Source organism: Kribbella shirazensis (genome assembly GCF_011761605.1).
GTDB lineage: Bacteria > Actinomycetota > Actinomycetes > Propionibacteriales > Kribbellaceae > Kribbella > Kribbella shirazensis.
On sequence record NZ_JAASRO010000001.1, the window covers coordinates 1,422,701 to 1,447,573 of the forward strand.

Here is a 24,873-nt window from a genome sequence, read left to right on the forward strand (position 1 = left end):
CGCCATCACAATCGCCCGCTCGCCGACCCGGCGAGCGCGCGGCGCAGTCGAAGGGAGGATTGTGATGGCCCTGGAGTCGGGTCCCCGCACCGTCGTCGTCACCGGTGGTGCCGCGGGCATCGGTCGCGGGGCTGTCGAACGTTTCCTGGCCGCCGGCGACCACGTGGTGGTGCTTGACCGCGACGCCGCTTCTCTTGCAGCACTGGATGATCGGGTGACCGGTGTTCAGGTGGATGTCTCGGATCGGGCTGCGCTGGCATCCGTTGCGGAGGAGATCGGCGCGGTGGATGTGCTGGTGTGTGCGGCCGGCATCCAGCGGTACGGGACTGTGGTCGACACGCCGCCTTCGGTCTTCGACGAAGTGATGGCCGTGAACGTCGGTGGGGTGTTCTTTGCCTGCCAGGCGTTTGTGCCTCGCCTGCCCCGCGGCGGCAGCGTTGTGGTAGTCGCCTCCGTGCAGGCGTACGCCGCGCAGACGAGCGTCGCGGCGTACTCGATGGGGAAGGGCGCACTGCTCAGTCTGGTCCGGGCGATGGCTGTCGATCACGCCCCGGACGGGATCCGCGTGAACGCGGTCTGCCCGGGGTCGGTCGACACGCCGATGCTGCGGACGTCGGCGGCGCAGTTCGCCGGCGACCGGTCGACCGACGACGTGGTCGCCGAATGGGGCCGGTCGCATCCGCTCGGGCGGGTCGCGACGCCGGGCGAGGTGGCCGAGGTCGTCTACTTCCTGTCCTCACCGGCCGCGTCGTTCGTGACCGGGGCGGACGTCAAGGTCGACGGCGGCCTGACCGCCGGGCTACCCGTCGTACTGCCGGAGGACGCGAAGTGAGGATCGTCGACGTACGCGCGACCACGGTCACAATGCCGTTGGAGGCGCCGCTGCGGCACAGCAACGGAGCGCACTGGGGACGTTTCGTCCGGACTGTCGTGGAGGTCGAGGCCGACAACGGGCTGATCGGCCTGGGCGAGATGGGCGGTGGCGGCCAGAGCGCCGAGGCCGCGGTCGCGGGGCTGAAGGAGTACCTGGTCGGTCACGACCCGGCCCGGACCGAGGCCCTGCGCTGGATGCTCGCGAACCCGACCGCGAGCCTCTACAACAACCGCACACAGCTGCTCGCGGCCATCGAGTTCGCCTGCCTGGACCTGCAGGGCCGACAGCTCGGCGTACCGGTGCACGAGCTGCTCGGCGGGAAGGTGCGCTCGCGCGTGCCCTTCGCGAGCTACCTGTTCTTCCGGCACCCGAACGACGACGGCACCGGCGAGATCCGTACCGCGGACCAGTTGGTGGCGCACGCTCGCGAGCTGGTCGACCAGCACGGGTTCAGCGTGCACAAGCTGAAGGGCGGCGTCTTCCCGCCGGACTACGAGCGCGAGTGCTTCCGGGCGCTGGCCGAGGCGTTCCCGGGCCACCGTGTCCGGTTCGACCCGAACGGCGCGTTCAGCGTCGAGGAGGCGATCCGGTTCGCGCGCGGCATCGAGGACCTGGACAACGACTACCTCGAGGACCCGACCTGGGGCCTGAACGGTATGCGCCGGGTCCGCGAGAACACCCCGGTCCCGCTCGCCACCAACACGGTCGTGGTGAACTTCGAGCAGCTCGCCGCCAACGTCCGCGACCCCGCCGTGGACGTGATCCTGCTCGACACCACGTTCTGGGGCGGCATCCGGCCGTGCATCAAGGCGGCCGGCGTGTGCGAGACGTTCCAGCTCGGCGTGGCCGTGCACTCGTCGGGCGAGCTCGGCATCCAGCTCGCGACGATGCTGCACCTCGGTGCCGTCGTACCGAACCTGTCGTTCGCCGCGGACGCGCACTACCACCACCTGCGCGACGACATCATTGCCGGTGGCAAGCTTCCGTACGTCGACGGCGCGATCGCGGTACCGGACGCGCCGGGTCTCGGCGTCGAGCTCGACCGCGACAAGCTCGCCGAGTACGCCGAACTCTTCCGCGAACTCGGCCCGTATCCGTACGACCGCGACCCAGCCCGCCCCGACTGGTACCCCCTGCTCCCGAACACCGATTGGGCCGACCCCTCATGATTCCCCGCAGCGCCGACCTGGCCAGCGACGTTCTCACGCACACGTACGACGACATGTTCAACCCGCCCGGGCTGACGAACTTCCTGGGCACGGCGCAGGTCGACCACGACGTGATGGCGATCCGCAGCGTGAACTTCCCGCCGTACTCGCACGGCGACACGATCACCGGCCAGCTGTACGTCGACGGGCGGCTGGCGCGCTCGTACGGCGGAACGGTCGAGGTCGTGTGGCGCCCGGACTGCGTGGTCCGATCCACCACGGTCGATGGCCTCGACCTCCGCACAACCACCGCGTGCGCCCCGGGCAGACCGGCTGTCGTCGTACAACTGGACATTTCCGGGCAACCGGGGCGTTCTGCCCGACTGGGGCTTTCGCTGGCCAGTACTGCGACCCGCTCGTCGACGGGCTGGTTGCGCCCGGAGCCGCCGTCCGAGCCGAACACGCTGCGAGTTGTCGACAATCGGGTTGTCGGCGCGGGCGAGTCCGGATCGGCCGTGAGTGTGCAAGGCCTCGACGTACCCAGCACTGTGGACAGGACGATGCTGGAGGCAACCGTCGTGCTGGACGAGTCGGGACACGCTCGGCTGTCGTACGTGCATGTGCTGGCGGGAACTCTGGACGAGGCGACGGAGCATTTCGACGTCTGCGTGGCCGACGTACCGTCGGTGATCGCGGTGGCGGAGAGCATGTGGGATGTGGCGCTCGCCGACGCGTTCGACCCTGCCAGCGACGGGTTCAGTGGTTCGCTGCCGGTGCTGGAGACGTCGAACGAGGCGCTGCGGAAGCTGTACTGGTGGGGTGTGCTGGGCGTCATCTGGTTCCGGCGGGACAACCCGGCCAGTGTGATCGGACGGACGTACGACACGTTGATGCCGCGGTACTGGCAGACGACGACGTTCATCTGGGACTACAGCCTGTCGTCGCTCACCCATGCGCTGCTGGACCCGGAGCCGATGCGGAAGCACATCGAGCACTGGATCGATCTCGACACGCACAAGCACTTCGGCACCGAGTGGCTGACCGGTGGACCGGTCGGCTACTGGTACTCCGTCAACGACTTCGCGATGACCCGGCTGGTACGGGACTACGTGCGCTTCACCGGGGACGCGGAGTTCCTGGACGCACAGGTCGGTCCGAAGCAGGTCGGCGAGCACGTGCACGACTGGGCAACCGCGTGGCGCGGTCTGCGTGGGAAGCACGCGCTGGCCGACTACGGCGGCATCGACAACCTGCTGGAGTGCGTGAGCAGCTACGTGCACGAGGTGGCCAGCTTCAACGCCGCCAACGTGTGGTGCATGAGGGTGGCAGCTGAGATCGCGGACCGCGCCGGTGACTCCGACCGCGCCGCGCTGCTGCGCAAGGAGGCATCCGCGCAGGCAGGTCACGTCAACGAGCTGTACGTCGAGGGCAAGGGCTTCTGGCACGCTCGGCAACCGGACGGCTCGCTGGTCCCGGTCCGGCACTGCTACGACTTCAACATCGTCGGTACGACGATTCCCGACGACCTGTCCGAGTCGCAGTGCGCCGAGATGGTGTCGTTCTTCCAGCGTGAGCTCCAGACGCCGACGTGGATGCGCGCGCTGTCGCCGTACGACGCGGATGCCGCGTTCAGCGTCCGCCCGGACCACCAGTGGAACGGTGCGTACCCGGCCTGGCCGGCCGACGCCGGACGCGCATTGTTCGCGCTCGGCCGGGGCGACGTACTGCTGGACTGGCTGCCAGGGCTCGCCCGGACCGCCAACCAGGGGCCGTGCGGTCAGGCGCACTTCGTGGAGGAGGCGCAGCCGGCGATGGCGGGCGGTGCGCAGAAGTCACCGCCGCAGTTCCCGTACCTGATCGACTGGTCCTGCTCGTCCTCCGGCGCGTGGGTCAGCCTGGTCCTGGAGGGCGTGTTCGGCATCGAGGTCGCCCTGGACGGCACCGTCACCGCGAACCCCCAGGTCGCGGCGCTCGACCCCGACGCCCGCCTGACCGGCCTGCGGGTCGGCTCGACGACGTACGACGTGACGGCCGACGGCCTAGCCGCGAAATCTCGAGGCTAGTCCAACCCGCAGTCTGAGCGTCAGGCGGGAGGTACGGCGATGGCTTCGAGGAGAGACTCCTCGGCGCCGGCGAGGTGACGGCGGAGCTCCTCGACACACTCGTCGAGCTCGCCGCGCTCCAGCAGCCGGATGAGCTTGCGGTGGGACGCGACCTGCTGGCGCGCGTCCTGCCGCAGCGCGTCCACCCGGGCCAGCGCGAGCCGGGCCTCCCCGGTGACCGAGTCGGCGGTCGCGATCAGCCGCTCACTCCCGGTGAGCGCGACCAGGCTGCGGTGGATCGCCAGGTGGGTCTCGGTCAGGGCCTCGGGGTCGGCGCCGTCCTTGGCGGTCGCCGCGAACACCCGCATCGCCTCCCGGACCCGCTCGCGGGCCGCCTCGTCGGCGTCGTACCAGGCCCGGATCCCCGCGGACTCGAGCACGAACCGGGCCCGGCAGATGTCGGCCACCGCCTCCGGGGCGAGGATCGCGACACTGACGCCCTTGTTCGGCTCGCGGACCGCGAGGCCCTCGGTGACCAGCATCGTCATCGCCTCCCGGATCGTGCTCCGGGCGACCCCGAGCGCCTCGGCGAGCGGTTGCTCGCGCAGCGGCGTCCCGGGCTGCAGATCACCGGCGAACAGCGCGGCACGCAGCGCGTCGACCACACGGTCCACCGTGGTCGAGCGGTCCACCCGCAGCCGTTCGTACATGGGGACGATTCTCGTCCAGACCCGGTCCGTTGTCGCGCCCGCCCCGCCCCACACGCCCAGCCTGTGGATAACTCGCGACGTGATGACCCGGTTTTCAGGCAGCATTTGACCAGACGGTGTCCGTGATCCCCGCGCCGTAGTGCTCGGGGGTTCCGGACACCCTCTAGTGGCCGCCCCTTCCCGCGGACCGGCGCGGGGAGCCCACTCGAGTGAGCGAGGAGCAGAACGTGGACGCCAGCAGGCTACTGCGGGCCTTCGCCGGGATCGTGCTGGTGATGTCCCTGTCGTTGGGCATCGTGCTGCTCATGCTGCTGACCGTGTTCGCCGGCATGGGGTCGGCCGCGGCACAGTGCGCGCGGGCGTCCGAGGAAGAGAGCCTGTTCGCCTACCCCACCGACCGGAAGCAGATCGACGGCGAGTGGACCTACCTTCACCAGGGTTACGACTTCGACGTCGACGAGGGCAGCAAGGTCTACGCGTCCCACGACGGCAAGGTCGTGAAGGCCTCCGACGGCGAGATCCGGATCCGCCGCGAGCAGGTCGAGACGCGCTACCTGCCCATGGCGACCATCACTGTCAGCAACGGTGCCGAGGTCAAGCGCGGCGAGCAGATCGGCACCACCGGTACCCGCAATGAGGGCACCGACCCCAACGGCGCCCCGATCGGAATCGCCGGCGCGCATCTGCACTGGGAGATGTGGGTCGACAAGGAGAACAACGGCGACTGGGAGATCGCGCCGGCGCCGGAAGAGGACCCGTTCGTCGTCCAAACCCCCGCGGGCGGCGGCTGTAGCTGCATCGACGGCAACCTGTCCGGCGCCAACAACCAGCAGAAGGCGTTCAACTTCTTCGTCCAGAACGGGTACACCAAGGAGCAGGCGGCCGGCATCGTCGGCAACATGATCGCCGAGTCCGGCGTGGAGCCGGCCCGGCTGCAGAACACGCCCCCCGGCACCGTCAGCATGCCGGAGCAGGTGGTCGACTCCCCTCTCGGCTGGGGCATCGTGCAGTGGACGCCGGCCGGGAAGATGATCGAACCGTCCCGCGACGACGGTGCGCAGGACGAGATGATCGCGTCGCTGGCCTTCCAGTTGGACTTCCTGGTCAAGCAGCTCAACGGCACGGGACCGCTCCCGGAGCTGGCCGCGGGGAACGCGATCAAGTCGGCCACGACGGTCGACGAGGCCGCGTACGAGTTCGGCCACAAGTTCGAGCGGTTCGCGGGACACGAGAACCCGAACAGTCCGACGTACGCCGACCGCAAGGCGAACGCGCGGCACGTCCTGGAGACGTTCGGCGGGTCGGTCCCGGTTGACGACGGGTCAGCGGACCCGGCCGCGAGCACGGGCGGTGGGTGCGGCGCCGGCAGCGGCAACATCGCCGCGGTCGCGAAGAACCTGGCCTGGCCCGACGACTCTCACGACGGCATCGGCGCCGACGCGGCCAAGCCCGAGTTCGTCGCGGCGATGGAGGAGTACAACGACGGCTCGAGCGGCCAGACGCCGTACAGCGACTGCGGCCGCTTCGTGGCGACCGTGATGCGGATGAGCGGCGCCGACCCGGACTACCCGAAGGTGGGGACCAGCGTTCAGAGGACGTACCTGGAGAGTTCCGGGAAGTACGACTACTGGCACGGGACGCCGCCGGGCGGCATGAAGCCGGGGGACATCCTCAACGGGCCCGGCCACACCTACCTGTACGTCGGACCGTGGGGCAAGGAAGGCGGCGGGTACGACTCGGCCTCCGGCTCTCTGGGGCAGCATGTTCCCGAGGCGACCCACCTGTACTCGGTCGGCGGGCAGTTCACGGTCTACCGGCTGAAGAACGCGCCGACCCCGGCGAGCTGAGCAAGGACAGGAGCATCGGATGCTGGACGAGAACCGGCGGCCCTTCACGATCGGCGTCGTCGTGCTGGCGGTCGTCCTGATCGTGATCGGCGGCGTCGTGCTGTTCCGCGGTGGCGGATCGGAGACGACGCTGACCGTGAAGTCGATCCCGAACGACCTGACCCTGACCCTCGACGGCCACGAGATCCCGGCGAACGGCGAGGTCAAGATCAAGGCAGGCCAGCACACCCTCGTGGGTTCGCGGCGCGGCTTCGAGAGCTACACCAAGACCTTCACCTCGGGCAGCGACCCGCTCAGCTACAAGATGTACCTGTACGCCAACAGTGCCGAAGGCCGGGAGTGGAGCAAGAACAACCCCGAGCAGGAGCAGGAGTTGGAGGCCGAGGCCGGCCGGAACTTCTCGGAGACCCAGGCCCGGCTGAAGATCAAGTACCCGATCCTCAGCCAGCTCCCGTACATCGGGCCCGGCTTCAAGGCGACGTACACCAAGTCGAAGACCGATCCGAAGAACCCGGTGGCGATCTCGATCGTCATCGAGGTCTTCGGTACCGACGGCAAGAAGGAAGCCCTGCGCTGGATCAAGGGCTACGGCTGGGACCCCGCCACCCTCGACATCATCTGGACCACCGGCAAGTAGCGGTCAGGCGGGGAGAAGGAGTTCGCCGCCGGGGACGGTGATCGGTGCCAGCGGGAAGTCGAGCGGGTTGGTGAGGCAGCGGGCCGAACCGCCGCCCTTGTGGAACTCGGACAGGTCGAGCACGACGACCCGCAGCCCGAGACCCTCGAAGACCTCCCGCAGCCGCGGCGAACAGGCCGGCATGATGATCGTCTCGCCGACCACGATCGAGTTCGCGGTGAACGCGAACGCCTCCTCGTCGGTGAGCACGATCGGGTCCGGCACGATCCCGGACAGCTCCGCCTGACTCGCCGCGTCGAACGCCGGCGGATAGACCATCGCGTGCGTGCTGTCCACCGGGCAGAACGGCAGGTCGAGGTGGTACATCCCCTCGTGCGCGATCCGCAGCCCGCGGACACGGAGGTTCCACCCGGTGGCCAGGTGCTTGAGCGCGTCCGCCTCGGTCCGCGGTCCGTACCCGACGACCAGGCTGTCCCCGAACACGAACGCGTCCCCGGACTCGAAGTGCGGCCCGACCCCTTCGCCGCCGATCCGGTCCAGCCGGAATCCGTGCCCGGCGAACCACTCCGCCGCGCTCAGCGACTCCTTCCGGCGGGGATCGAACCGCATGTGCGAGAGCATCGCGCGACCGTCCGCGGCGGCCAGTCCGAGATTCATCGCGTACACCATGTCGGGGGAGTCGGCGCGCTGCGCCAGTACCTCGACCTGACCGCCCGCGTCCACGATCGCCTGCCGCAGCGACTCCCACTGCTTGAGCGTCAGCGCCGGGTCCGGCTGGTCCTGCGTCGACATGTACGGGTTGATCACGTAGTCGATCCGGAAGTGGTCCGGCCGGACCATCAGATACCGACGACCCCACTCCAGCGGCTGCCCCATGAACACCCTCCTGACGACGCTGGCTCCTATTGCCAGATCCCCTGATTGTCCGACAATCAGTCAGTTTGAGGCTCGGTCATCCCGGAGTCAAACGCTGTGCGCTGTATCAATGGCCGCGCCTCCGGCGCGGCGGGGCACGGGGCTCTGCCTCCCGGTCTTCCCTCGTCGCTTCGCTCCTCGGTCCAGACCGGGAGGCCCCATGCCCGGGTCGCTCTGGGGAGGGTGGTTCCGGGGTGCGGTAAGGATTAACCTGCGGGCATGACCCCTGACAACGAGGTTCGCTTTCGCGCCTGCCTGGACGACGTGCCGGCTTACAAGCCCGGTCGTCCGCCGGCGCGCACCGACGGCCGGCCGACGTACAAGCTGTCCAGCAACGAGAACCCGTACCCGCCGCTCCCGGGCGTTCTCGCCGCCGCGACCGAGGCCGCCGCGCAGATGAACCGCTACCCGGACATGGGCGCGGTCGACCTGCTCGAGGCCCTGTCGGCGCGGTTCGGCGTACCCGTGAGCGACCTCGCCGTCGGGACCGGATCGGTCGCGCTGCTCTACCACTTGCTGCAGGCCACCGTCGCGGACGGTGACGAGGTCGTCTACGCCTGGCGCTCGTTCGAGGCGTACCCGATCGCGGTCCAGTTGACCGGTGCGACGTCGGTCCAGGTGCCGCTGACCGCCGACGCGCGCCACGACTTCAAGGCGATGGAGGCGGCGATCACCGACCGCACCAAGGTCGTGCTGGTCTGTACGCCGAACAACCCGACCGGCCCGGTGGTACGCCGCGACGAGCTGCTCGCGTTCCTGGACGCCGTACCGTCGAACGTGCTGGTCGTGGTGGACGAGGCGTACCGCGAGTTCGTCCGCGAGACCGACGTGGCGGACGGGGTCGAGCTGTACCGCGATCGCCAGAACGTGCTGGTCCTGCGGACCTTCTCCAAGGCGTACGGTCTGGCCGGGTTCCGGGTCGGGTACGCGGTCGGGCACCCGCCGGTGGTCGCCGCGATCCGCAAGTGCGCGCTCCCGTTCGGGGTCAGCCACGTCGCCCAAGTGGCCGCGATCGCGTCCCTCGCCGCCGAGGACGAGCTCCTCGAACGTGTCGACGCCCTGGTCGAGGAGCGCCAGCGGGTGTTCGACGCGCTGCGGGCGGCCGGCTGGGACGTCCCGGAGACGGAAACCAACTTCGTCTGGCTCGGCCTCGGCGACGACACGATGAAGTTCGCCGAGGCCGTACAGGCCGAAGGTGTGTCCGTCCGCCCGTTCCCGGGCGAAGGCGTCCGCGTCACCATCGGCGAACGTGAGGCCAACGACCTGTTCCTCGGGGTCGCGCGAGCGTGGCGCCAGTGAGCGCTTCCGCAGGAGTGTCCGGCCGGTGAGCACGCTCGTCTGGATCTCCGGGGCGTCGGCCGGGATCGGTGCCGCGCTGGCAGCGGCGGTGCCGTTCCCGGACGCCCGGGTCATCGACATCTCGCGTCGCGGCGGTACGACGGAACACTTCGAGGCGGATCTGGCGGATCCGGCCGACTGGTCCCGCGTCGCGGCGCACTTCACCGACGCGTTGTCGACGTACGACGGTGAGCGGGTCGTGTTCATCCACAACGCCGGCACGATCACGCCCATCGGCCCCGCGGCCGGCGCCGACCCGGACGCCTACAACCGCGCCGTGCTGCTGAACTCCGCCGCGCCGCAGGTCCTCGGCGCCGCGTTCCTCCGGGCGACCGCACAGCTCACCTGCGAGCGCCACCTGATCATGCTGTCCTCGGGCGCCGCGAAGACGGCGTACTCCGGCTGGTCGTCGTACAACGCCGGCAAAGCAGCCGTAGAACACTGGGTCCGCACCGTCGGCCAGGAACAACCCGCCGACGGCTGCCGGATCATCGCCGTGGCGCCCGGGGTCGTCGACACCGCCATGCAGTCCGAGATCCGCGCCACCGACGAAACCGACTTCCCGTCCGTCGCCCGCTTCCACGACCTCAAACGCACCGGCACCCTCAGCACTCCGGAGTCCGCCGCCACCGGCATCTGGTCGCTCCTCACCGAGGACCTCCCCAACGGCACGTGCACAGACCTCCGCAACCGCTGAGCCGGGGTTGCGCTCAGAGCTTGTTCTCGTTGGACTTGCTCTGCTCCTGCGCACCGTGCTTGCTGGCGGTCGGCGTACTCTCCGGCTTCTGAGCCGCGCCGGCCGCCGAGGCCACTCCGTCGAACGCCACCGACTGAGCAGACTTCCCCTGCTCGAGCGTCGGGTGACTCCCACGTTCTTCCGCCGGAACCACCGAGTTGAGCTTCTGCGCGAACCCGCGAAGGTCCTGCTGGGCGGCCAGCTTGTCGATCAGCGCCGGCATGGTGTTCGGTTCCCTGTCGGTGCGCGAGATCATCTGCCGCATCGCGGCCACAGCGCGCTGCGGGTTGTCGTCGACGACCTGGCTCAGGAACGGCGAGAGCTTCTGCACCGGCATCGCGTGCGGACCGGTGGTCGGCGGGTGGAAGTCCTTGACGTTCTCCGTCACCAGCACCGTCGACTCGGAGTGGACCGCCGCGGCCAGCACGTGCTTGTCCTTCTCGTCGGCCTGCATCTGCGGCTCGAGATGCTCGTAGCCGGACACCATCGCGCGGGGGAACGCCCGATTCATCTGGTCCAGGCGTCGCTGCATCTTGCCGGCGGACAGGCCGTCCGGCCGGTTCCGGTGCACCTCGTCGAGGACCTGCGCCGACCAGCGCGGCGCGAAGGCGTCGTTGTCGGCCAGGCTGAGCAGGACGTCCGTCTGCAGATTGCCGCGCAGGACGTTTGCGTCCAGGAACGCCTGGCGCCGTGGCTCCGGCATCGGTCAGCCCTCGCGTCCGGTCGAGGGGTCGTCGTCATCGTCGTAGACCGACTCGCTGAGCATTTCGTCCAGGGCTTGGCGGCGCTGTGTGCGGATCCGCTCGTCCAGTGCGAGTACGTCGGTCAGGCGGACCCAGTCGACGTACTCCGAATTCCGGAACGGCAGTGCTCCCTCGGCGGCGTAGGCGCGGAGGTCGGCCGCGCTCAGGCCGATCGCGCCGGCGGCCTCGTCGATCGGGAGCTCGTGCCGCAGGGCGGTCACCTGAACCGCGAAACCCTGCCGCATCGCCGCCTCGACGAACCGCATCGCCTCGAACACCTTCGGCGGGATGTCCCGGCGTTCCCCGCCCGGCGCGACGAGTGCGGGCCCGTCCGGCACCAGCGTCCGCTCATGCTCTTCCACCAGGAACACTTCGGACTGGCTCGGCAGGACATCCATGCGCCAAGCCTAGGTGCCCGTAGGCGCAAGAAGCGGCGCCGGGAGGAGTGAGGCTTGCTCCCGGCGCCGCGGTGTTGCTCCGAATCAGTCACCCCACCGAGGTGACTCTTTCGGGTCCTGCATCACTGACCAGGGAGGGTCAGTTGTTCTGCTCGGAGTCCTGCTCGCAGGTCTTGAGCGTGTCGACGGAGTTGCCGTCGTTGTCCAGGCCCAGGATGCCGGACAGGTTCGTCAGCGGGACGTTGCCGCCGATGCCGGTGCCCGAGATCTCGTTGTGGCAGGCCTGCCACGGACCGACGTTGTTGTTGCTCACCGAGACCAGGCCGTTCTTGTCAGCCTTGACCCACTTGCGGTTGTTCTGCTCGTTGTCCTGCTCGCAGGTCTTGACGGCGGTCACGCTGTTGCCGTCGTTGCCCCAGCCCACGATGCCGACGACGTCGTTGGCCGGCACGTTGCCGCCGATGCCGGTCGCGGAGCCGAAGTTGTGGCAAGCCTGGAACGGACCGACGTTGTTGTCGTCGATGGCAACCAGGGCGCCGTCCTTCTTGACCCACGCCCAGTGCGCGTCGCCGTAGCCCTGGCTGACAGCCGAGACCTTGTCGGCCAGGCCGGTGCCCTGAGCCTTCTGCTGCGCGTCGTCGAGAACGTTGGCGCTCACGACGGTGGCCAGACCGAGGGTGGCGACAGTCGCCACCGCTGCAGCGGCGACGATCTTGCGAGTTACCTGCATTATGCCAGGTTTCCTTTCGGGTTTTGACGGATTCGTCTTACTGGTAACGACACCTGGCACGGCCGGTTACAAACTTTTTCGTCAACTATTCGGTTCCGCCTGCGTGCATAGCCGACCGGTGATGAGTTGCCTGACGAGGCAACGAATCCCGTGCTGACCAGGCAACTTGTCGGTAACGACACGGTCGGGAGAGCGAGCGGAAGTTGAGACAGAAGGACCCGTAACCGCACCGGGAGTACGTCGTTGAGTCAGCGCGGGTGACGGATGCCCGGTGAATCCGAGGATTGTTTCGGTGGGCTCGGTGGCTGCCGAATTGGCAATAGCACGATTCGTCGGAACAATTTGGAACCATTGCCGGAGTTTCGCGCCGTGTTTTTTCGGGGCAGGGTGCGACCGGCAGCCAGACCCGCTGCCGCGCGCATCGGCAGCGGTGGGAGACCCGGGTCCGCAAGGGCCCGGGTCTTTCCTTTCGTACTGGCCGCGTCCGCCGGCCGAACGGGCTACGTCCGCCGGCGCTCGGAGGTGACGACGAGCGCGACACCGACGATGATCACCGCGCCGCCGAGCAGGATCTGCCAGGTCAGGACCTCGCTCAGGATCAGCCAGCCGAGGAACACCGCGACCGCCGGGTTCACGTACGCGTACGTCCCCACCAGCGAGATCGGCGCGTTGGCGAGCAGATACGAGTACGCCGTGTACGCGAGCAGCGACCCGAACACCACCAGGTACGCCAGCGCGATCCATCCCGTCCCGTGAATCTGGTCCAGGTGCACGCGCCCCGGCTCACCCCGCAGTACGCCGATCAGCACCATCGCCGTGCCGCCGAAGACCATCTCGTAGAGCGCTGTGACCAGCGGATCCCGGGGCAACCCGAGCCGCGGGGCGTACCGCGAACCGGTCGCCCAGCAGATCGTGCCGACGACCAGGATCGCGACCGACAGCGGTTTCGCGCTCGTGTTGCCACCTGACAACGCGAGCAGCGCCGCTCCGCCGAACCCGATCAGTACGCCGACCCACGTCATCGCTCGCGGCCGCTCGCCGCCGCCGACGCGCAGCAGCATCAGCCACAGCGGGATCGCGGCGACCAGCAGGGCGGCCAGCCCGGACGGCACGGTCTGCTCGGCGATCGCGACCGCGCCGTTGCCGAAGGCAAGGAGCAGGACGCCGACCGTGGCCGCGCCGATCGCCTCCTGGCGGGTGATCCGCAGGCGCCGCCAGCCCGACTTGAGCGCCAGGCCGGCGGCCATCAGGACCGCCGCGGTGAGGAAGCGGGTGGCCATCCCGAGCATCGGCGGGATCTCGGCCTCCACCACGACCCGGATCGCCAGGTACGTCGAACCCCAGACGACGTACACGACCGCGAGCGCGGTCCAGATCATCGCGCCGGAGGGTGTCCGGGAACCCGGCTCGGCCACACCGGCTGGAGCGACGGTGTCACCAGTGCGCGGCGCCATCGCGGAACTCCTCGAAGTGTCAGGGGTGTCTTGCAAGAACGATACTTACGCTACGGCTCCCGCGCGCGGGCGCGCAAGGTGATATCCGGCCACCAGGCAGCGGTTTCCCGCCAATCCGCCGGCCGTCGACACCAAGTTGTGACACTCTCCGTTCAGATACCAGATCTCTGTAATATGAGCGTGGCGATAGGACCAGTTCCTGGACTGGTGTCTCAGCGCAGGACCGATTTCGGTACCGCCGTACCCACCGGAGTCCAGACAGTTAGCGGATCAGGCACCTGGTCGGTACGGTGTCCGGCAAGATGGGAGTGAGACCAGTGAGGAGGTCCACTGCCAACAGTGCATCAACCCTGGAATCACGCGGACCTGCCTGCGAAGCCTCACCCGGCTGAAGGGGCCGGCCCCCGTGCAACGTTGCGGTCGCGGCGATCCCGCGCTCGAACCCGAGGAGTGCATGTGAGTGAGTCGGTGCCGGGCCCTGCCCCGGAAGTGTTCGCGCCGCACAAGGCGCCGGTCAGTCCGCCCCAGGCCTCCGAGGAGGTCGAGTTCGTCCAGCTCCTGACGCCCGAAGGCGAGCGCGTCGAGCATCCGGACTTCACGTTCGACCTGGACGACGAGGCGGTCAAGGGTTTCTACCGGGACATGGTCCTGGTCCGCCGGATCGACTCCGAGGCGACCGCCCTGCAGCGCCAGGGTGAGCTCGGTCTCTGGGCGTCGCTGCTCGGTCAGGAGGCCGCGCAGATCGGCTCCGGCCGTGCCCTGAACAAGCGGGACATGGTGTTCCCGACGTACCGCGAGCACGGCGTCGCGTGGTGCCAGGGGGTCAACCCGCTGAACCTGCTCGGCCTGTTCCGCGGCGTCGACCAGGGCGCGTGGGACCCGAAGGACAACAACTTCCACCTGTACACGATCGTGATCGGCGCCCAGACGCTGCACGCGACCGGGTACGCGATGGGCCAGCAGCGCGACCACGCGATCGGGGACGCCGACAACGGCGAGGCGACGATCGCGTACTTCGGTGACGGCGCCAGCAGCCAGGGCGACGTGAACGAGGCGTTCATCTGGGCCTCGGTGTTCAACGCGCCGGTGGTGTTCTTCTGCCAGAACAACCAGTGGGCGATCTCGGAGCCGATCGACCGGCAGACCCGGATCCCGCTGTACCAGCGCGCCGCCGGCTTCGGCTTCCCGGGCGTTCGCGTCGACGGCAACGACGTCCTCGCGACGTACGCCGTCACGCAGCAGGCCCTGCGGCGCGCCCGCGAGGGCAGCGGCCCGACGCTGATCGAGGCGTACACGTACCGGATGGGCGCGCACACCACCTCCGACGACCCGACGAAGTACCGGCTGAGCGAGGACCTCGAGCACTGGAAGCTCAAGGACCCGATCGCCCGCGTGCACGCGTACCTGACCCGGCACGCCGGGCTCGACCACGACTACTTCGACGAGGTCGACGCCGAGGCGGACAAGGTCGCCGCCGAGCTGCGGGCCGGCTGCCTGGCGCTGCCGGAGCCGGAGCTGACCGACTTCTTCCAGCACGTGTACGTCGAGGAGACGCCGCAACTGGCCGAGCAGCGGGAGCAGTTCGCTGTATACGCCGCTTCGTTCAGTGCCGATTCAGAGGGCGAGGGCTGAGCGATGACCAAGATCACTCTCGGCAAGGCCATCAACGCCGGTCTGCGGGTCGCGATGGAGAAGGACCCGAAGGTCGTCGTCATGGGCGAGGACATCGGCAAGCTCGGCGGTGTGTTCCGGGTGACCGAGGGGCTGCAGAAGGACTTCGGCGAGGACCGGGTGATCGACACGCCGCTGGCCGAGTCCGGGATCATCGGCACCGCGGTCGGGCTCGCGCTGCGCGGGTACCGCCCAGTGTGTGAGATCCAGTTCGACGGGTTCGTGTTCCCGGCGTACGACCAGATCATCAACCAGGTCGCCAAGATGCACTACCGGTCGATGGGCAAGATCCGGATGCCGGTCGTCATCCGGATCCCGTACGGCGGCGGCATCGGCGCGGTCGAGCACCACTCCGAGTCACCGGAGACGCTGTTCGCGCACGTGCCGGGGCTGAAGGTGATCTCCTGCGGCGATCCGGTCGACGCGTACTGGATGATCCAGCAGGCGATCGAGTCCGACGACCCGATCGTGTTCTTCGAGCCGAAGCGCCGGTACCACGAGAAGGCCGAGCTGGACGAGTCCGTGCCGCCGTCGCTGCCGCTGCATCAGGCGAAGGTGCTCCGCGAGGGCACCGACGCGACGCTGCTCTGTTACGGCCCGATGGTGAAGACCTGTCTGCAGGCGGCCGAGGCCGCGGTCGAGGACGGCCGCAACCTCGAGGTCATCGATCTGCGGACGATCGCGCCGTTCGACCTGGCGACGATCTTCGCCTCCGTGCGCAAGACCCGGCGCGCGGTCGTCGTGCACGAGGCGCCGTACTCGTTCGGTCCGGGCTCGGAGATCGCGGCGCGGGTGACCGAGGAGTGCTTCTACCACCTCGAGGCTCCGGTACTCCGGGTGACCGGGTACGACACGCCGTACCCGCCGTCGCGGATGGAGGACGACTACCTGCCGGACCTCGACCGCGTGCTGGACGGCGTCGACCGGGTGATGGGGTACTGATGGGCATCCAGCAATTCCGCCTCCCCGACGTCGGTGAGGGTCTCGTCGAGGCCGAAATCGTCAGCTGGAAGGTCAAGCCCGGCGACACCGTCAAGCTGAACGACACCATCGTCGAGATCGAGACCGCGAAGTCGCTGGTCGAGCTGCCGGTCCCGTTCGCGGGCGTGATCACCGAGCTGCTGGTGCCGGAGGGCGAGACGGTCCCGGTCGGTACGCCGATCATCTCCGTACAGACCGCCGGCGACGAACCACTCGCCGACGACATGGTCCCGTCGATCCCCGAGCCGGAGGAATCCGGCAGCGGCCGTACGGCGGTCCTCGTCGGCTACGGCCCCAAGACCACCGAGGCCAAACGCCGCCAGCGCAAACCCGCAGCCCCCGCCGGATCGGCTCCGGCTGCGGGCGGTGCGATTCCAGCGACACCCGCACCGGTTGCCCCGGCGATCCAGGCTCCTGCACCCGCGGCACCTGTCGCTCCAGCTGAGCTTCCCGCCCCGGCGCCGGTTGCTGGGGGCAACGGAGTTGTGCATGTGCTGGCGAAGCCGCCGGTGCGGAAGCTGGCCAAGGACCTCGGGGTCGACCTGGCTGCGGTCGCACCGACCGGGCCGGGTGGAGTGATCACCCGGGCGGACGTCGAGGCGTACTCGGCAGCTCCCGCAGGTGCGGACGTGTCGGGTGCGGCTGCACCGGCTGCGGGCGTCCCGGCGTACGAACCTGCTCCGATCGTCAGCGGGCGTGAGGACACGCGCGTGCCGGTGAAGGGCGTGCAGAAGGTGATGGCACAGGCGATGGTGGCCAGTGCGTTCACCGCGCCGCATGTGACCGAGTGGATCACCGTCGACGTCAGCGCCACGATGGAGCTGGTCGAGCGGCTGAAGAGCGACAGGGCGTTCAAGGATCTGCGGGTCTCGCCGCTGCTGATCGTCGCGAAGGCGGTCACGCTGGCGGCTCGCCGTACGCCGATCGTCAACGCGGCCTGGGACGAGCAGGCCCAGGAGATCGTGTACAAGGGCGCGGTGAACCTCGGCATCGCCGCGGCCACCCCGCGCGGACTGATCGTCCCGAACATCAAGGGCGCCGACTCGCTCACCCTGCCCGACCTGTGCAAGGCGCTCAACGACCTGGTCGCCACCGCCCGCGAGGGCAAGACCCAGCCGGCCGACCAGGCGGGCGGATCGTTCACGATCACCAACGTCGGCGTGTTCGGCGTCGACGCCGGTACGCCGATCATCAACCCGGGCGAGGCCGCGATCCTCGCGTTCGGCGCGGTCCGCAAGCAGCCGTGGGTGGTGGACGACGAGATCGTCCCGCGCTGGATCACCACGCTCGCGCTGTCCTTCGACCACCGCCTGATCGACGGCGAGAAGGGCTCCATCTTCCTCGCCGACGTGGCGAGCATCCTCGAGGACCCGGCACGAGCCCTGATGTTCTGACCGCAGTACGACGGAAGGCCCGGGCCACCCGCCCGGGCCTTCTGCTGTCTCCCCGAGCAAAACAAGCTGAACTGCGCTCAGTCCTGCGGCTAGGGTCGCTGGCATGAGGGACGAACCCGCCGAGATCTCGTGCGACCTGGTGACCGAAACCCTCGGCGAGCATTGGGGTTTCCGCGCTACCGAGATGTCCTACGCGCCCGTGGGATTCGGCAGCCACCACTGGATTGCCTCCGCAGCCGACGGCCCGCGCTGGTTCGTCACCGCAGACCGGCTCGACCCGCGGGGCAACTGGCTCGGTTCGACCGCTGAGCAGGTGCAACGCGCCATCGAGGCGGCCGCACTCACGACGAAGGAACTGGCCGACAGCGGCTACAAGTTCGTCGTCGCGCCGTTGCCCGACCGCACCGGCCGGCTCGTCCGCGAAGTGCTGCCCGGTTGGCTGTTGGTGGTTCTGCCTTACCTGCAAGGATGGAGCACCCCGGACGGCGCGTGGGACGATCCGGCGGAGCGGGCGCAGATCGCCGGGATCCTCGGCAGACTGCACGCGGCGACACCCCCGAAACCCTTGCGGCGCTGGGATTTCGCCGTGCCGGGCCGGGAAGCGCTGCTGGCCGCACTCGGGGATCTCGACCGGCCGTGGTCCTCCGGTCCGTACGCCGAGCCCACCCGACTGCGCCTGGCCGGCGCGATTCATCACCTCCACGGCAGGCTCGCACACTACGATGCGCTGGTTCGCGAGATCGAGGCGTCGGATGACCCCTGGGTGGTGACCCATGGAGAGCCGCACAGCGCCAACGTCCTCCGCACCACCGACGGCCGCATGCGCCTGATCGACTGGGACACTGTGCAGCTCGCGCCGCGCGAACGCGACCTGGCCGCGGTCCTAGGCGGGCCGATCGACGTCATGCCGGCGTACCAAGCGGAGGCCGGTCCGGTCAGCCCACGTCCTGCGGCATTAGAGCTGTTCGAGGTCTGGTGGTCGCTGGCCGAGATCGCGACGTACGTCCAGCTGTTCCGACAACCGCACGCCGATTCCGAGGACAGCAGGGAGTCCTGGCGGAACCTGACGATGTACGTGCCCAGCTGAGCACCTGGACTGCTGGTGAGAGGGTATTGCGGTGGCGGTGATCCTGGTGGTGCTGGGGGCGGCGGTTCTGCATGCGACGTGGAACGCGATGGCGCACGGGGCGCCGGACCGAGTCGCCGGGCTGGCGTTGATGGAGCTCGCGGCGGGGGTGATCGGACTCGTCGCCGTACTGGTGATGGGGCTGCCGCCGGCGGGCACGTGGTGGTACATCATCGCGTCGGCGCTGCTGCATCTCGCGTATCTCGGTGGGCTGCTGGCGTCGTACCAGCTGGGGCAGTTCAGCCAGATGTACCCGTTGGCCCGCGGTACGTCGCCGTGGGTCGTCGCCGTGGTGTCGATCGCCGTACTGCACCAGCACCTGGCCGTACTCGAGCTGGCCGGCGTACTGCTCGTCTCGGCCGGGCTGATCGCACTCGTCTTCATCGGACGGCCCGGCCGCGGTCAGGTGCCCGCGTTGTTCGCCGCGATCGGGACCGGGTTGATGATCGCGTCGTACACGGTCGTCGACGGGCTCGCCGTACACAAGATGCCGGTGGCAACCTACATGGGCTGGGTCTTCATGCTGCAAGGGTTCGCGTTCCCCGTGGCCGTCCTGTGGTGGCGCGGCCGGCGTGCCTTCGATCTGCCCCGTGCCTCCATTCTGTCCGGCCTAGGTGGCGGCGTCGTCTCGATGGCGGCGTACGGCCTCGTCCTCTGGGCCCAGACCCGCGGCACCCTGGCCACCATCGCCGCCCTCCGCGAAACCAGCATCATCTTCGGCGCCATCATCGGCGCGATCTTCTTCAACGAACGCTTCGGCCCCAAACGAGCCGCCGCCGCAACCGTCGTAGTAGCCGGCATCGTCCTGATCACCGCAGGCTAGAGGTACTACGGAAGAAGCGGACTGGAGGTACTGCGTGGTGACTGTGGTCGCCCCGCGGTGCTACAGGCGGCTCGTCCGTCGCCGTCCTCCGCACCGCTCCCACCCGCGGAACTGACCGTTTCTGTCTGCAACGGCGCCCTGCTACGTCAGAATCTGCGTGGCCGAAGTCGGCTGCCGCATGACACAGTTTGCTCCCTGCGGACGTCCAGTTCGAATACCGGGTCCGGGGGAAGGGCTGGGGTGAGGGCAGGCTCCAGGTCGGGCCCACGTCTGTCGAGCTGACCGCGTCGTATCTCGACGACGCGCTCGGCGACCTCGTACGCGGCGCATTGGCGTTGGCTCGGGGCGCTGCGGAAGTGCGATTCGCCTGGGCAGAGGAGCCAGGTGAATTCCGCTGGATCCTGACTCGCCTCGGAGAATCGCTGTCTGTCCGCGTGCTCTGGTTCGACGACGGGCCCTGGAGCTCCCAAGCAGACGAACACGGCAGTCAACTCCTCGCAGCGTCGTGCGATCCAATGACCTTCTGCATGGCCGTCGCGGACGGTGCGCGCGCCGTCCGCGACGACATGGGGACAGAGGAGTACAAACGTCGCTGGGCCGCACACGACTTTCCCAACGAGCACTTGGACGAGCTGCTCGCGCTGAAGCCCCGAGTCAATTAGCCACGAACCGCGCGCCCAGAGGCCTGGTACACAGCGCCTGTCGCGCGGCGAGCCAACCATCGCGCCAAACCACACCCGGCCGAGATTGATTCGAGCGTGTCGTTAGTTCCTGAACGGTTGGGTGCTTGAGGTCATGGTTGACCGCAACCGGTGACGCCTCCGCCGCGGCGGGTCTCAGCCGACGAACGCGATCGCGTTGCCGTCCGGGTCGCGCACGATGAAGTCGGTGCCGCCCCACGCTTGTTTGGTCAGCTTCTGCACGATCTCGGCGTCAGCGGCCAGATATTCCGTGTAAAGCTCGCGCACGTTCGGGGTATCGACGAACGCCATGATGAGTTCCTGACGTTCCGCGGCACCGGGCGCGAACACCGGCTCGTCTACGAGCTTCAGGTGCAAGGTCGCGCCGTCGCGCGACACCGATCCGTAGAACGGCGGGTTGCCGTGCAAGAAGTCGATCCGGAAGCCGAGCTGGTCCCGATAGAACGTGGCAGAGGCATCGACGTCGGCGACGTACAGCACCGGTTTGGCGCTCGCGACAGCCGCGTCCTGAGTCTCCGGCTGCTGACTGATGGGCGGAGCCGCTTCCGTACTCGCCTTGAGTTCGGCCCAGCTGGCGCAGCCCGCTTCGAGGGCGATGATCTCTTGGGCTTCGGTGAGGGGAAACTTCAGCGCGAGTGCTTCGCGGTCGGACAACGTGCGATAGCGCTCGAGCTGTCGGATGCGACCGCCAACCGAGAAGTTCCCGTCGCGGTGCCAGCGAACGAGCAGTTTCGCCTGTTTCTTGTACGTTTCGAGCTTGGGCATGGCGCTCCTCTTCGGTCTTGAAGTAGGTGGGCCTTGCCCTTTCGGCTGGATATGCCGCTGCGCCCTACGACCGGGTTTGAACCCGCGCCTGCGAAGTCGAGATTACCACAGCGACTCGGGCGTGCTTCGTGAAAAGCGCGAGGCTCGATCTTGTCGTTTGAGCAGGGTGCGGTAGTGCCTTCCTGTTGGGGTGGGAGCCGTCGTGGGACTTGCGCCCAGGAGTACGGCGGGCAGTTGGCTAGCTTCTTTCGTGGAAGGTCGAGCGATCCATACGGCGGCGGGTTCGTGTTGCGTCGGTCGGGTCGGAGCGATGCTTTTCCAGGAGTCGCTCGGCCCTGACGGCCAGGAAATGTATCTCCCGATCGATGTCATCGCCGTCGAGAATGAGCTCGAGCGAATCCTTGTCGGTGTAGTGGCGGTGGATCACCTGCTCGAGCTCGGCTGCCGAGGGGTTCTTCATCTGGAGTCGTTCGGCGAGTAGGACGATGTCGGCGGCGTCCTTGCGCCGCTGGGCAACCAGCTTGGTAGCCAGCAGGAACTCGTCGGTGGCGTACGTGACGTGCAGACCGGGCTCGTCACGGTGTCGCCAACGCATCTTCCGGCAACGGCGGCATCCAGGAGCTGGCGCTGGTGTTCAACCAGTCTTCGGGGAGTTTGCGTTGGCTTGCCATCGCACGAGCTTCCTCGACCACGGTCTCGTCGCGTGTAATTGCGTCGATGTCTTCGGTACGCCGGGGATTGTCGTTCGATGTGACGGCGATCGCCGCTCCTCCGACGACGAAGATCGATGCGGAGATGCCGCGCGCCTGCAGTCGTTGGTCGAGCTCCGAAAGCAGATCGACGATCTCGCCAGCTTGGAATTCGTGGCGTGAGTTGCTCACGCGGTCACCAGGTCACGCGCAGGAACGAAGATGTTGGCTTGTGCCAAGTAGTCGGGGGTTTGCTCGATGATCTCGTCGCGCTCCAGGAACGGATGCTCGGGAACCCAGGGATCCGGGAGAGCCTCTACCCTGGTCCACTCGGGTGGATCCTCGCCGGCCGCCTCGAACTCGTGCGCCGTCAGCACGGCGAGCAGCACATCGAAACCCGCATGGCCCGTCGTGCCCGGCGCGGCCTCCCAGGCAGCTTCGGAACCGTCGCGACGCTGCAGGAGCAAACGCAGGTGGTCGCGCCCCTGAAGCAACATCCGCCACGCCCAATCTGTGTCACTCGCCTCGCGAACAGCCGTTGCCGTGGCAGGGGCAGTCATGATCCTGTACTCACGCGCTGCGTGAAGGGCATGAGAAATCCGTCGAGCGCGTAGGAAGAACTGTGCTGTCGGCTTGGTCTTGCCGGAACGGTAGGTGGAGAAGCGGGAAGGCGAGGTACCGAGCGCAGTGGCGAAGGCAGCCTGAGACAGCCCGCTCTCGGTGACTGCACGGGTGAGCTGGTCAATGACCGTCTGACTATCTTTGTCCACCTTGACGCTCCTAGCCCCGTTATCTAATCAGATAATAGGCTCGTAGTTCTCGTAGAGCCAACGCCAAGCCGTCCCATCGCCATCGGAGAGGCTTGATCAAGGCCTCATTCGACGGCCCGAACCGTCGGTCTGCTACGCATAGACCGTGGTGTCTAGTGCCTCTCCAAGAAACGTTGGGGTTGTAACCGTGTCGGGTTGACCGGTCCGCTGGTTGGTCTGAAGGCTGGCTGCCGGAGGTGGTCATGGCTCGACAGCCTGAGGTGTTCGTGCGCCAGCTCGAACCGGAGGAAGCGCAGCGTCTGGTGAAGATCACGCGAACCACGAAGGATCGGGTCCGGTTGCGTCGGGCCGGGGTCGTTCTGGCGTCGGCGCAGGGCAGGAGTGCGGCAGATGCGGCGGAGATGTTCGCGATGAAGCCGCAGTATGCGCGGGAGGTGATCCACGCGTTCAACGAGCAGGGGTTCGCGGCGCTGGACCCAAAATGGAGCGGGGGCCGGCCGGCGAGGTTCGGTCCCCCGGTTCGTGAAACGGTCTGCCGGATCGCCAAGACCCCACCGCAGCAACTGGCGCGCCCGTTCACCACGTGGAGCCTGTCGAAGCTGGTCGAGTACCTGGCTGAGCACAAGAGCATCCGGATCAGCACCGAGTCGGTTCGCCAGATCCTTCGCGCGGCAGGCGTCAGGTGGCAGGCGACCAAGACCTGGAAGGCCAGCAAGGACCCGGACTTCACCCAAAAGATGGCCCGCGTCCTGGACCTGTACGACCATCCGCCAGCCGACGGCCGGGTGATCTGTGTTGACGAGTTCGGTCCGCTGAACCTGCAGCCGCGCCCGGGCAGGGGCTGGTTTCCCATCGGACGCCCGGCTCGATTGCGGGCCACCTTCAACCGCACCGGCGGAATCCGGCACATGTTCGCCGCGCTGGATCTGGCCACCGGGCAGATGTTCTACCGGTTCCGCGACCGCAAACGCTTCACCGAGTTCCTCGGCTTCCTCAAGCAACTCCGCGCCCGGTTCCCGGCCGGCAGGCTGTACGTCGTGTGCGACAACTTCTCACCGCACAAGAAGACCGAGGTCGCCACCTGGTGCGCAGACAACCAGATCGAGTTGGTGTTCACGCCGAGCAACGCGTCCTGGCTGAACTGGATCGAGTGCGAGTTCACCGCCCTGCGGTACTTCACCCTCGACGGCAGCGACTACCCCAGCCACACCGCACAGGAGAACGCGATCGCCGGCTACATCCGCTGGAAGAACAAGCGAGCGCAAGCCAAGACACGCTTCGCCATCGACTCCAAGATCCGCCGACCGGATTACCTACCCAACGTTGCTTGATGAGGCACTAGCGTGAGTCGGTTCGGCGCGGATAACTGATTTTGCCGGGGTGAGCGCAAGACTCGGGGACCCAACGGTTTGTCGGGCTGGAGCGTCTATTAAGTATGGTGCGCATCAGCCGTTCGAGGTGTTGCAGGTACTTGGTTCCGGCGGTTGTCCTGGCGGTCCTGACGTTGGCGGCGTGTGGGAACGAAGTAGCGCCGGCCTCCGGGGCTAGCAGCGCGACGCCAGCCACGCGGCCGACCGTGCCTCGTGATGCCGTCAAGTCGCAAATTCCGGAAGGTCCTGTGACTCCGGCGTTTCTCAGCCGGGCGCGGGCCGTTGCACAAGCCGTCCGGGCGGCGGGGATTCCGAAGCCTCCGGAAGGGGTCTTCCTGTACTCGTCCCGGACACCAGGGCTCGGCTTCGACACGATCGAGCAGAAGGCTGCGTGGGGGGCCGGGCACGTCACCATCGCGCCAGGCGTACGAGCCGCATCACGTGGCACCGCCCGCATCGACTTCAGCGACGGATCGACCCTCTCGGTGAGCGTCCTCGATCCCCGGCCCGCACTGACTGCAGCGATCGGCACCACATACGACAACTGTGGGCATGTATCGGTGCCGGTATCGAAGTGCCGGCTCACGATCACCAGCGCTTCCTTGAAAACAGTCGAAGTCGACACGAGTAGGGGTCGTGCGACCGTGCCTATGTGGTCCTTCACTGCGAAGGGCCTGTCGAGACCAATCGTCGTACTGGCGATATCCACAGCGGTGCTCAAACCTTTGGTAGAGCCCATCCCACCGCCCGGGCTCCCCAAGCCGGAACGTGGCCTTCTCCAGGTCGGAAGGCTCAGCCGCGTCGAAGGCAGCTCGCTCACGTTCGTCCTCCATCATGGGAAGTGTGATCCCGACCTTCGAGCTCATGTGCTCGAATTCGACGACCTGATCGTCATCGGCGGGAGCCACAGCCCGGTGCAGGGCGGGTGCGTGGACGTTGGGCTCGGTACGCCGGCCACCGTCACCCTGGCCGAGCCCCTCGGAGACCGAGCCGTCATCAGCGCCTCCACCG

24 protein-coding genes are annotated in these 24,873 nt (G+C 67.9%); 14 read left to right on the top strand and 10 right to left on the bottom strand.

Features of this window, described 5'->3' with window-relative positions; genetic code table 11:
- Positions 1-64 precede the first annotated feature (64 nt).
- The 3 genes from BJY22_RS07035 to BJY22_RS07045 are packed head-to-tail and all read left to right on the top strand — an operon-like array spanning position 65 to position 4,085.
- The gene (locus BJY22_RS07035; RefSeq protein WP_167204548.1) at positions 65-832 is read left to right on the top strand and encodes an SDR family NAD(P)-dependent oxidoreductase; all 768 of its coding nucleotides are present in this window, start codon (positions 65-67) and stop codon (positions 830-832) included.
- Positions 829-2,043: an enolase C-terminal domain-like protein gene (locus tag BJY22_RS42855; protein WP_167204550.1), complete on the top strand. Its 1,215-nt coding sequence runs from the start codon at positions 829-831 to the stop codon at positions 2,041-2,043. Before BJY22_RS07035 ends, BJY22_RS42855 begins: the two co-directional genes overlap by 4 nt.
- The gene (locus tag BJY22_RS07045; protein ID WP_167204552.1) at positions 2,040-4,085 is read left to right on the top strand and encodes a glucosidase family protein; all 2,046 of its coding nucleotides are present in this window, start codon (positions 2,040-2,042) and stop codon (positions 4,083-4,085) included. Before BJY22_RS42855 ends, BJY22_RS07045 begins: the two co-directional genes overlap by 4 nt.
- A gap of 20 nt (positions 4,086-4,105) precedes the next feature.
- Here the strand turns inward: BJY22_RS07045 and BJY22_RS07050 are convergent, their stop codons facing one another.
- On the bottom strand, positions 4,106-4,774 hold the full coding sequence (locus BJY22_RS07050; RefSeq protein ID WP_167204554.1) for a GntR family transcriptional regulator: 669 nt from the start codon (positions 4,772-4,774) through the stop codon (positions 4,106-4,108).
- 209 nt (positions 4,775-4,983) lie between these two features.
- On the opposite strand from BJY22_RS07050, the gene BJY22_RS07055 reads away from it, so the two are divergent.
- Positions 4,984-6,621: a phage tail tip lysozyme gene (locus tag BJY22_RS07055; protein WP_337758327.1), complete on the top strand. Its 1,638-nt coding sequence runs from the start codon at positions 4,984-4,986 to the stop codon at positions 6,619-6,621.
- Between the two features lie 19 nt (positions 6,622-6,640).
- Positions 6,641-7,258, top strand: a complete 618-nt coding sequence (locus tag BJY22_RS07060; RefSeq protein ID WP_167204556.1) for a peptidase associated/transthyretin-like domain-containing protein — start codon at positions 6,641-6,643, stop codon at positions 7,256-7,258.
- Positions 7,259-7,261: 3 nt separating this feature from the next.
- On the opposite strand, the gene BJY22_RS07065 is transcribed toward BJY22_RS07060, so the two are convergent.
- Complete coding sequence (locus tag BJY22_RS07065; RefSeq protein ID WP_167204558.1) at positions 7,262-8,134, bottom strand: dimethylarginine dimethylaminohydrolase family protein; 873 nt, start codon at positions 8,132-8,134, stop codon at positions 7,262-7,264.
- A gap of 258 nt (positions 8,135-8,392) precedes the next feature.
- Here BJY22_RS07065 and hisC point away from each other — a divergent pair, with 258 nt between their 5' ends.
- Complete coding sequence (gene hisC, locus BJY22_RS07070; RefSeq protein ID WP_167204560.1) at positions 8,393-9,472, top strand: histidinol-phosphate transaminase; 1,080 nt, start codon at positions 8,393-8,395, stop codon at positions 9,470-9,472.
- A 25-nt stretch (positions 9,473-9,497) separates the two neighbouring features.
- Complete coding sequence (locus BJY22_RS07075; RefSeq protein WP_167204562.1) at positions 9,498-10,208, top strand: SDR family NAD(P)-dependent oxidoreductase; 711 nt, start codon at positions 9,498-9,500, stop codon at positions 10,206-10,208.
- Positions 10,209-10,221: 13 nt separating this feature from the next.
- Here BJY22_RS07075 and BJY22_RS07080 read toward each other — a convergent pair whose 3' ends face one another.
- The 4 genes from BJY22_RS07080 to BJY22_RS07095 all read right to left on the bottom strand — a co-directional run bounded on the left by BJY22_RS07080 (position 10,222) and on the right by BJY22_RS07095 (position 13,572).
- Complete coding sequence (locus BJY22_RS07080; protein ID WP_167204564.1) at positions 10,222-10,950, bottom strand: PIN domain-containing protein; 729 nt, start codon at positions 10,948-10,950, stop codon at positions 10,222-10,224.
- Positions 10,951-10,953: 3 nt separating this feature from the next.
- Positions 10,954-11,388: a hypothetical protein gene (locus BJY22_RS07085; protein WP_167204566.1), complete on the bottom strand. Its 435-nt coding sequence runs from the start codon at positions 11,386-11,388 to the stop codon at positions 10,954-10,956.
- A 139-nt stretch (positions 11,389-11,527) separates the two neighbouring features.
- Positions 11,528-12,118: a hypothetical protein gene (locus tag BJY22_RS07090; RefSeq protein WP_167204568.1), complete on the bottom strand. Its 591-nt coding sequence runs from the start codon at positions 12,116-12,118 to the stop codon at positions 11,528-11,530.
- Between the two features lie 500 nt (positions 12,119-12,618).
- Positions 12,619-13,572 (bottom strand): EamA family transporter, encoded by a 954-nt coding sequence (locus BJY22_RS07095; protein ID WP_167204570.1) that lies wholly within the window; start codon positions 13,570-13,572, stop codon positions 12,619-12,621.
- 456 nt (positions 13,573-14,028) lie between these two features.
- Between BJY22_RS07095 and pdhA the strand changes: the two genes are divergently transcribed.
- The 6 genes from pdhA (at position 14,029) to BJY22_RS07125 (ending at position 20,229) form a co-directional block, all read left to right on the top strand.
- Positions 14,029-15,204 (top strand): pyruvate dehydrogenase (acetyl-transferring) E1 component subunit alpha, encoded by a 1,176-nt coding sequence (pdhA, locus tag BJY22_RS07100; RefSeq protein WP_167204572.1) that lies wholly within the window; start codon positions 14,029-14,031, stop codon positions 15,202-15,204.
- A 3-nt stretch (positions 15,205-15,207) separates the two neighbouring features.
- Complete coding sequence (locus BJY22_RS07105; RefSeq protein ID WP_167204574.1) at positions 15,208-16,185, top strand: alpha-ketoacid dehydrogenase subunit beta; 978 nt, start codon at positions 15,208-15,210, stop codon at positions 16,183-16,185.
- The gene (locus tag BJY22_RS07110) at positions 16,185-17,618 is read left to right on the top strand and encodes a dihydrolipoamide acetyltransferase family protein (protein WP_167204576.1); all 1,434 of its coding nucleotides are present in this window, start codon (positions 16,185-16,187) and stop codon (positions 17,616-17,618) included. Before BJY22_RS07105 ends, BJY22_RS07110 begins: the two co-directional genes overlap by 1 nt.
- A gap of 103 nt (positions 17,619-17,721) precedes the next feature.
- Positions 17,722-18,705 (top strand): phosphotransferase enzyme family protein, encoded by a 984-nt coding sequence (locus BJY22_RS07115; protein WP_167204578.1) that lies wholly within the window; start codon positions 17,722-17,724, stop codon positions 18,703-18,705.
- A 31-nt stretch (positions 18,706-18,736) separates the two neighbouring features.
- Positions 18,737-19,567 (top strand): EamA family transporter, encoded by an 831-nt coding sequence (locus BJY22_RS41450; protein WP_202891021.1) that lies wholly within the window; start codon positions 18,737-18,739, stop codon positions 19,565-19,567.
- Positions 19,568-19,755: 188 nt separating this feature from the next.
- Positions 19,756-20,229, top strand: coding sequence for a hypothetical protein (locus BJY22_RS07125; RefSeq protein WP_167204580.1), 474 nt, complete (start codon positions 19,756-19,758; stop codon positions 20,227-20,229).
- Between the two features lie 174 nt (positions 20,230-20,403).
- Here BJY22_RS07125 and BJY22_RS07130 read toward each other — a convergent pair whose 3' ends face one another.
- From BJY22_RS07130 to BJY22_RS07145, 4 genes are all read right to left on the bottom strand, one after another.
- Complete coding sequence (locus tag BJY22_RS07130) at positions 20,404-21,033, bottom strand: glyoxalase superfamily protein (RefSeq protein WP_167204582.1); 630 nt, start codon at positions 21,031-21,033, stop codon at positions 20,404-20,406.
- A gap of 238 nt (positions 21,034-21,271) precedes the next feature.
- A complete protein-coding gene (locus tag BJY22_RS07135; RefSeq protein ID WP_167204584.1) occupies positions 21,272-21,628 on the bottom strand; it encodes a hypothetical protein in 357 nt (118 codons plus the stop codon).
- Entirely contained in the window at positions 21,609-21,914 is a 306-nt protein-coding gene (locus BJY22_RS07140; RefSeq protein WP_167204585.1) for a DUF6036 family nucleotidyltransferase, read from the bottom strand. The genes BJY22_RS07135 and BJY22_RS07140 overlap by 20 nt, the downstream gene beginning before the upstream one ends.
- Positions 21,911-22,492 carry a helix-turn-helix domain-containing protein gene (locus BJY22_RS07145; protein WP_167204587.1) on the bottom strand — a complete coding sequence of 194 codons (582 nt, stop codon included), beginning with the start codon at positions 22,490-22,492 and terminating at the stop codon, positions 21,911-21,913. The genes BJY22_RS07140 and BJY22_RS07145 overlap by 4 nt, the downstream gene beginning before the upstream one ends.
- 242 nt (positions 22,493-22,734) lie before the next feature.
- On the opposite strand from BJY22_RS07145, the gene BJY22_RS07150 reads away from it, so the two are divergent.
- Entirely contained in the window at positions 22,735-23,823 is a 1,089-nt protein-coding gene (locus tag BJY22_RS07150) for an IS630 family transposase (protein WP_167204589.1), read from the top strand.
- Positions 23,824-24,873: the final 1,050 nt, after the last annotated feature.

Bases quoted from the DNA above. Each gene is read 5' to 3' on its own strand.
- BJY22_RS07035 (WP_167204548.1), top strand. From the start codon at position 65: ATGGCCCTGGAGTCGGGTCCCCGCACCGTCGTCGTCACCGGTGGTGCC.
- BJY22_RS07045 (WP_167204552.1), top strand. From the start codon at position 2,040: ATGATTCCCCGCAGCGCCGACCTGGCCAGCGACGTTCTCACGCACACG.
- BJY22_RS07050 (WP_167204554.1), bottom strand. From the start codon at position 4,774: ATGTACGAACGGCTGCGGGTGGACCGCTCGACCACGGTGGACCGTGTG.
- BJY22_RS07060 (WP_167204556.1), top strand. From the start codon at position 6,641: ATGCTGGACGAGAACCGGCGGCCCTTCACGATCGGCGTCGTCGTGCTG.
- BJY22_RS07065 (WP_167204558.1), bottom strand. From the start codon at position 8,134: ATGGGGCAGCCGCTGGAGTGGGGTCGTCGGTATCTGATGGTCCGGCCG.
- hisC (WP_167204560.1), top strand. From the start codon at position 8,393: ATGACCCCTGACAACGAGGTTCGCTTTCGCGCCTGCCTGGACGACGTG.
- BJY22_RS07080 (WP_167204564.1), bottom strand. From the start codon at position 10,950: ATGCCGGAGCCACGGCGCCAGGCGTTCCTGGACGCAAACGTCCTGCGC.
- BJY22_RS07085 (WP_167204566.1), bottom strand. From the start codon at position 11,388: ATGGATGTCCTGCCGAGCCAGTCCGAAGTGTTCCTGGTGGAAGAGCAT.
- BJY22_RS07090 (WP_167204568.1), bottom strand. From the start codon at position 12,118: ATGCAGGTAACTCGCAAGATCGTCGCCGCTGCAGCGGTGGCGACTGTC.
- BJY22_RS07095 (WP_167204570.1), bottom strand. From the start codon at position 13,572: ATGGCGCCGCGCACTGGTGACACCGTCGCTCCAGCCGGTGTGGCCGAG.
- BJY22_RS07105 (WP_167204574.1), top strand. From the start codon at position 15,208: ATGACCAAGATCACTCTCGGCAAGGCCATCAACGCCGGTCTGCGGGTC.
- BJY22_RS07110 (WP_167204576.1), top strand. From the start codon at position 16,185: ATGGGCATCCAGCAATTCCGCCTCCCCGACGTCGGTGAGGGTCTCGTC.
- BJY22_RS07115 (WP_167204578.1), top strand. From the start codon at position 17,722: ATGAGGGACGAACCCGCCGAGATCTCGTGCGACCTGGTGACCGAAACC.
- BJY22_RS07130 (WP_167204582.1), bottom strand. From the start codon at position 21,033: ATGCCCAAGCTCGAAACGTACAAGAAACAGGCGAAACTGCTCGTTCGC.
- BJY22_RS07135 (WP_167204584.1), bottom strand. From the start codon at position 21,628: ATGCGTTGGCGACACCGTGACGAGCCCGGTCTGCACGTCACGTACGCC.
- BJY22_RS07150 (WP_167204589.1), top strand. From the start codon at position 22,735: ATGGCTCGACAGCCTGAGGTGTTCGTGCGCCAGCTCGAACCGGAGGAA.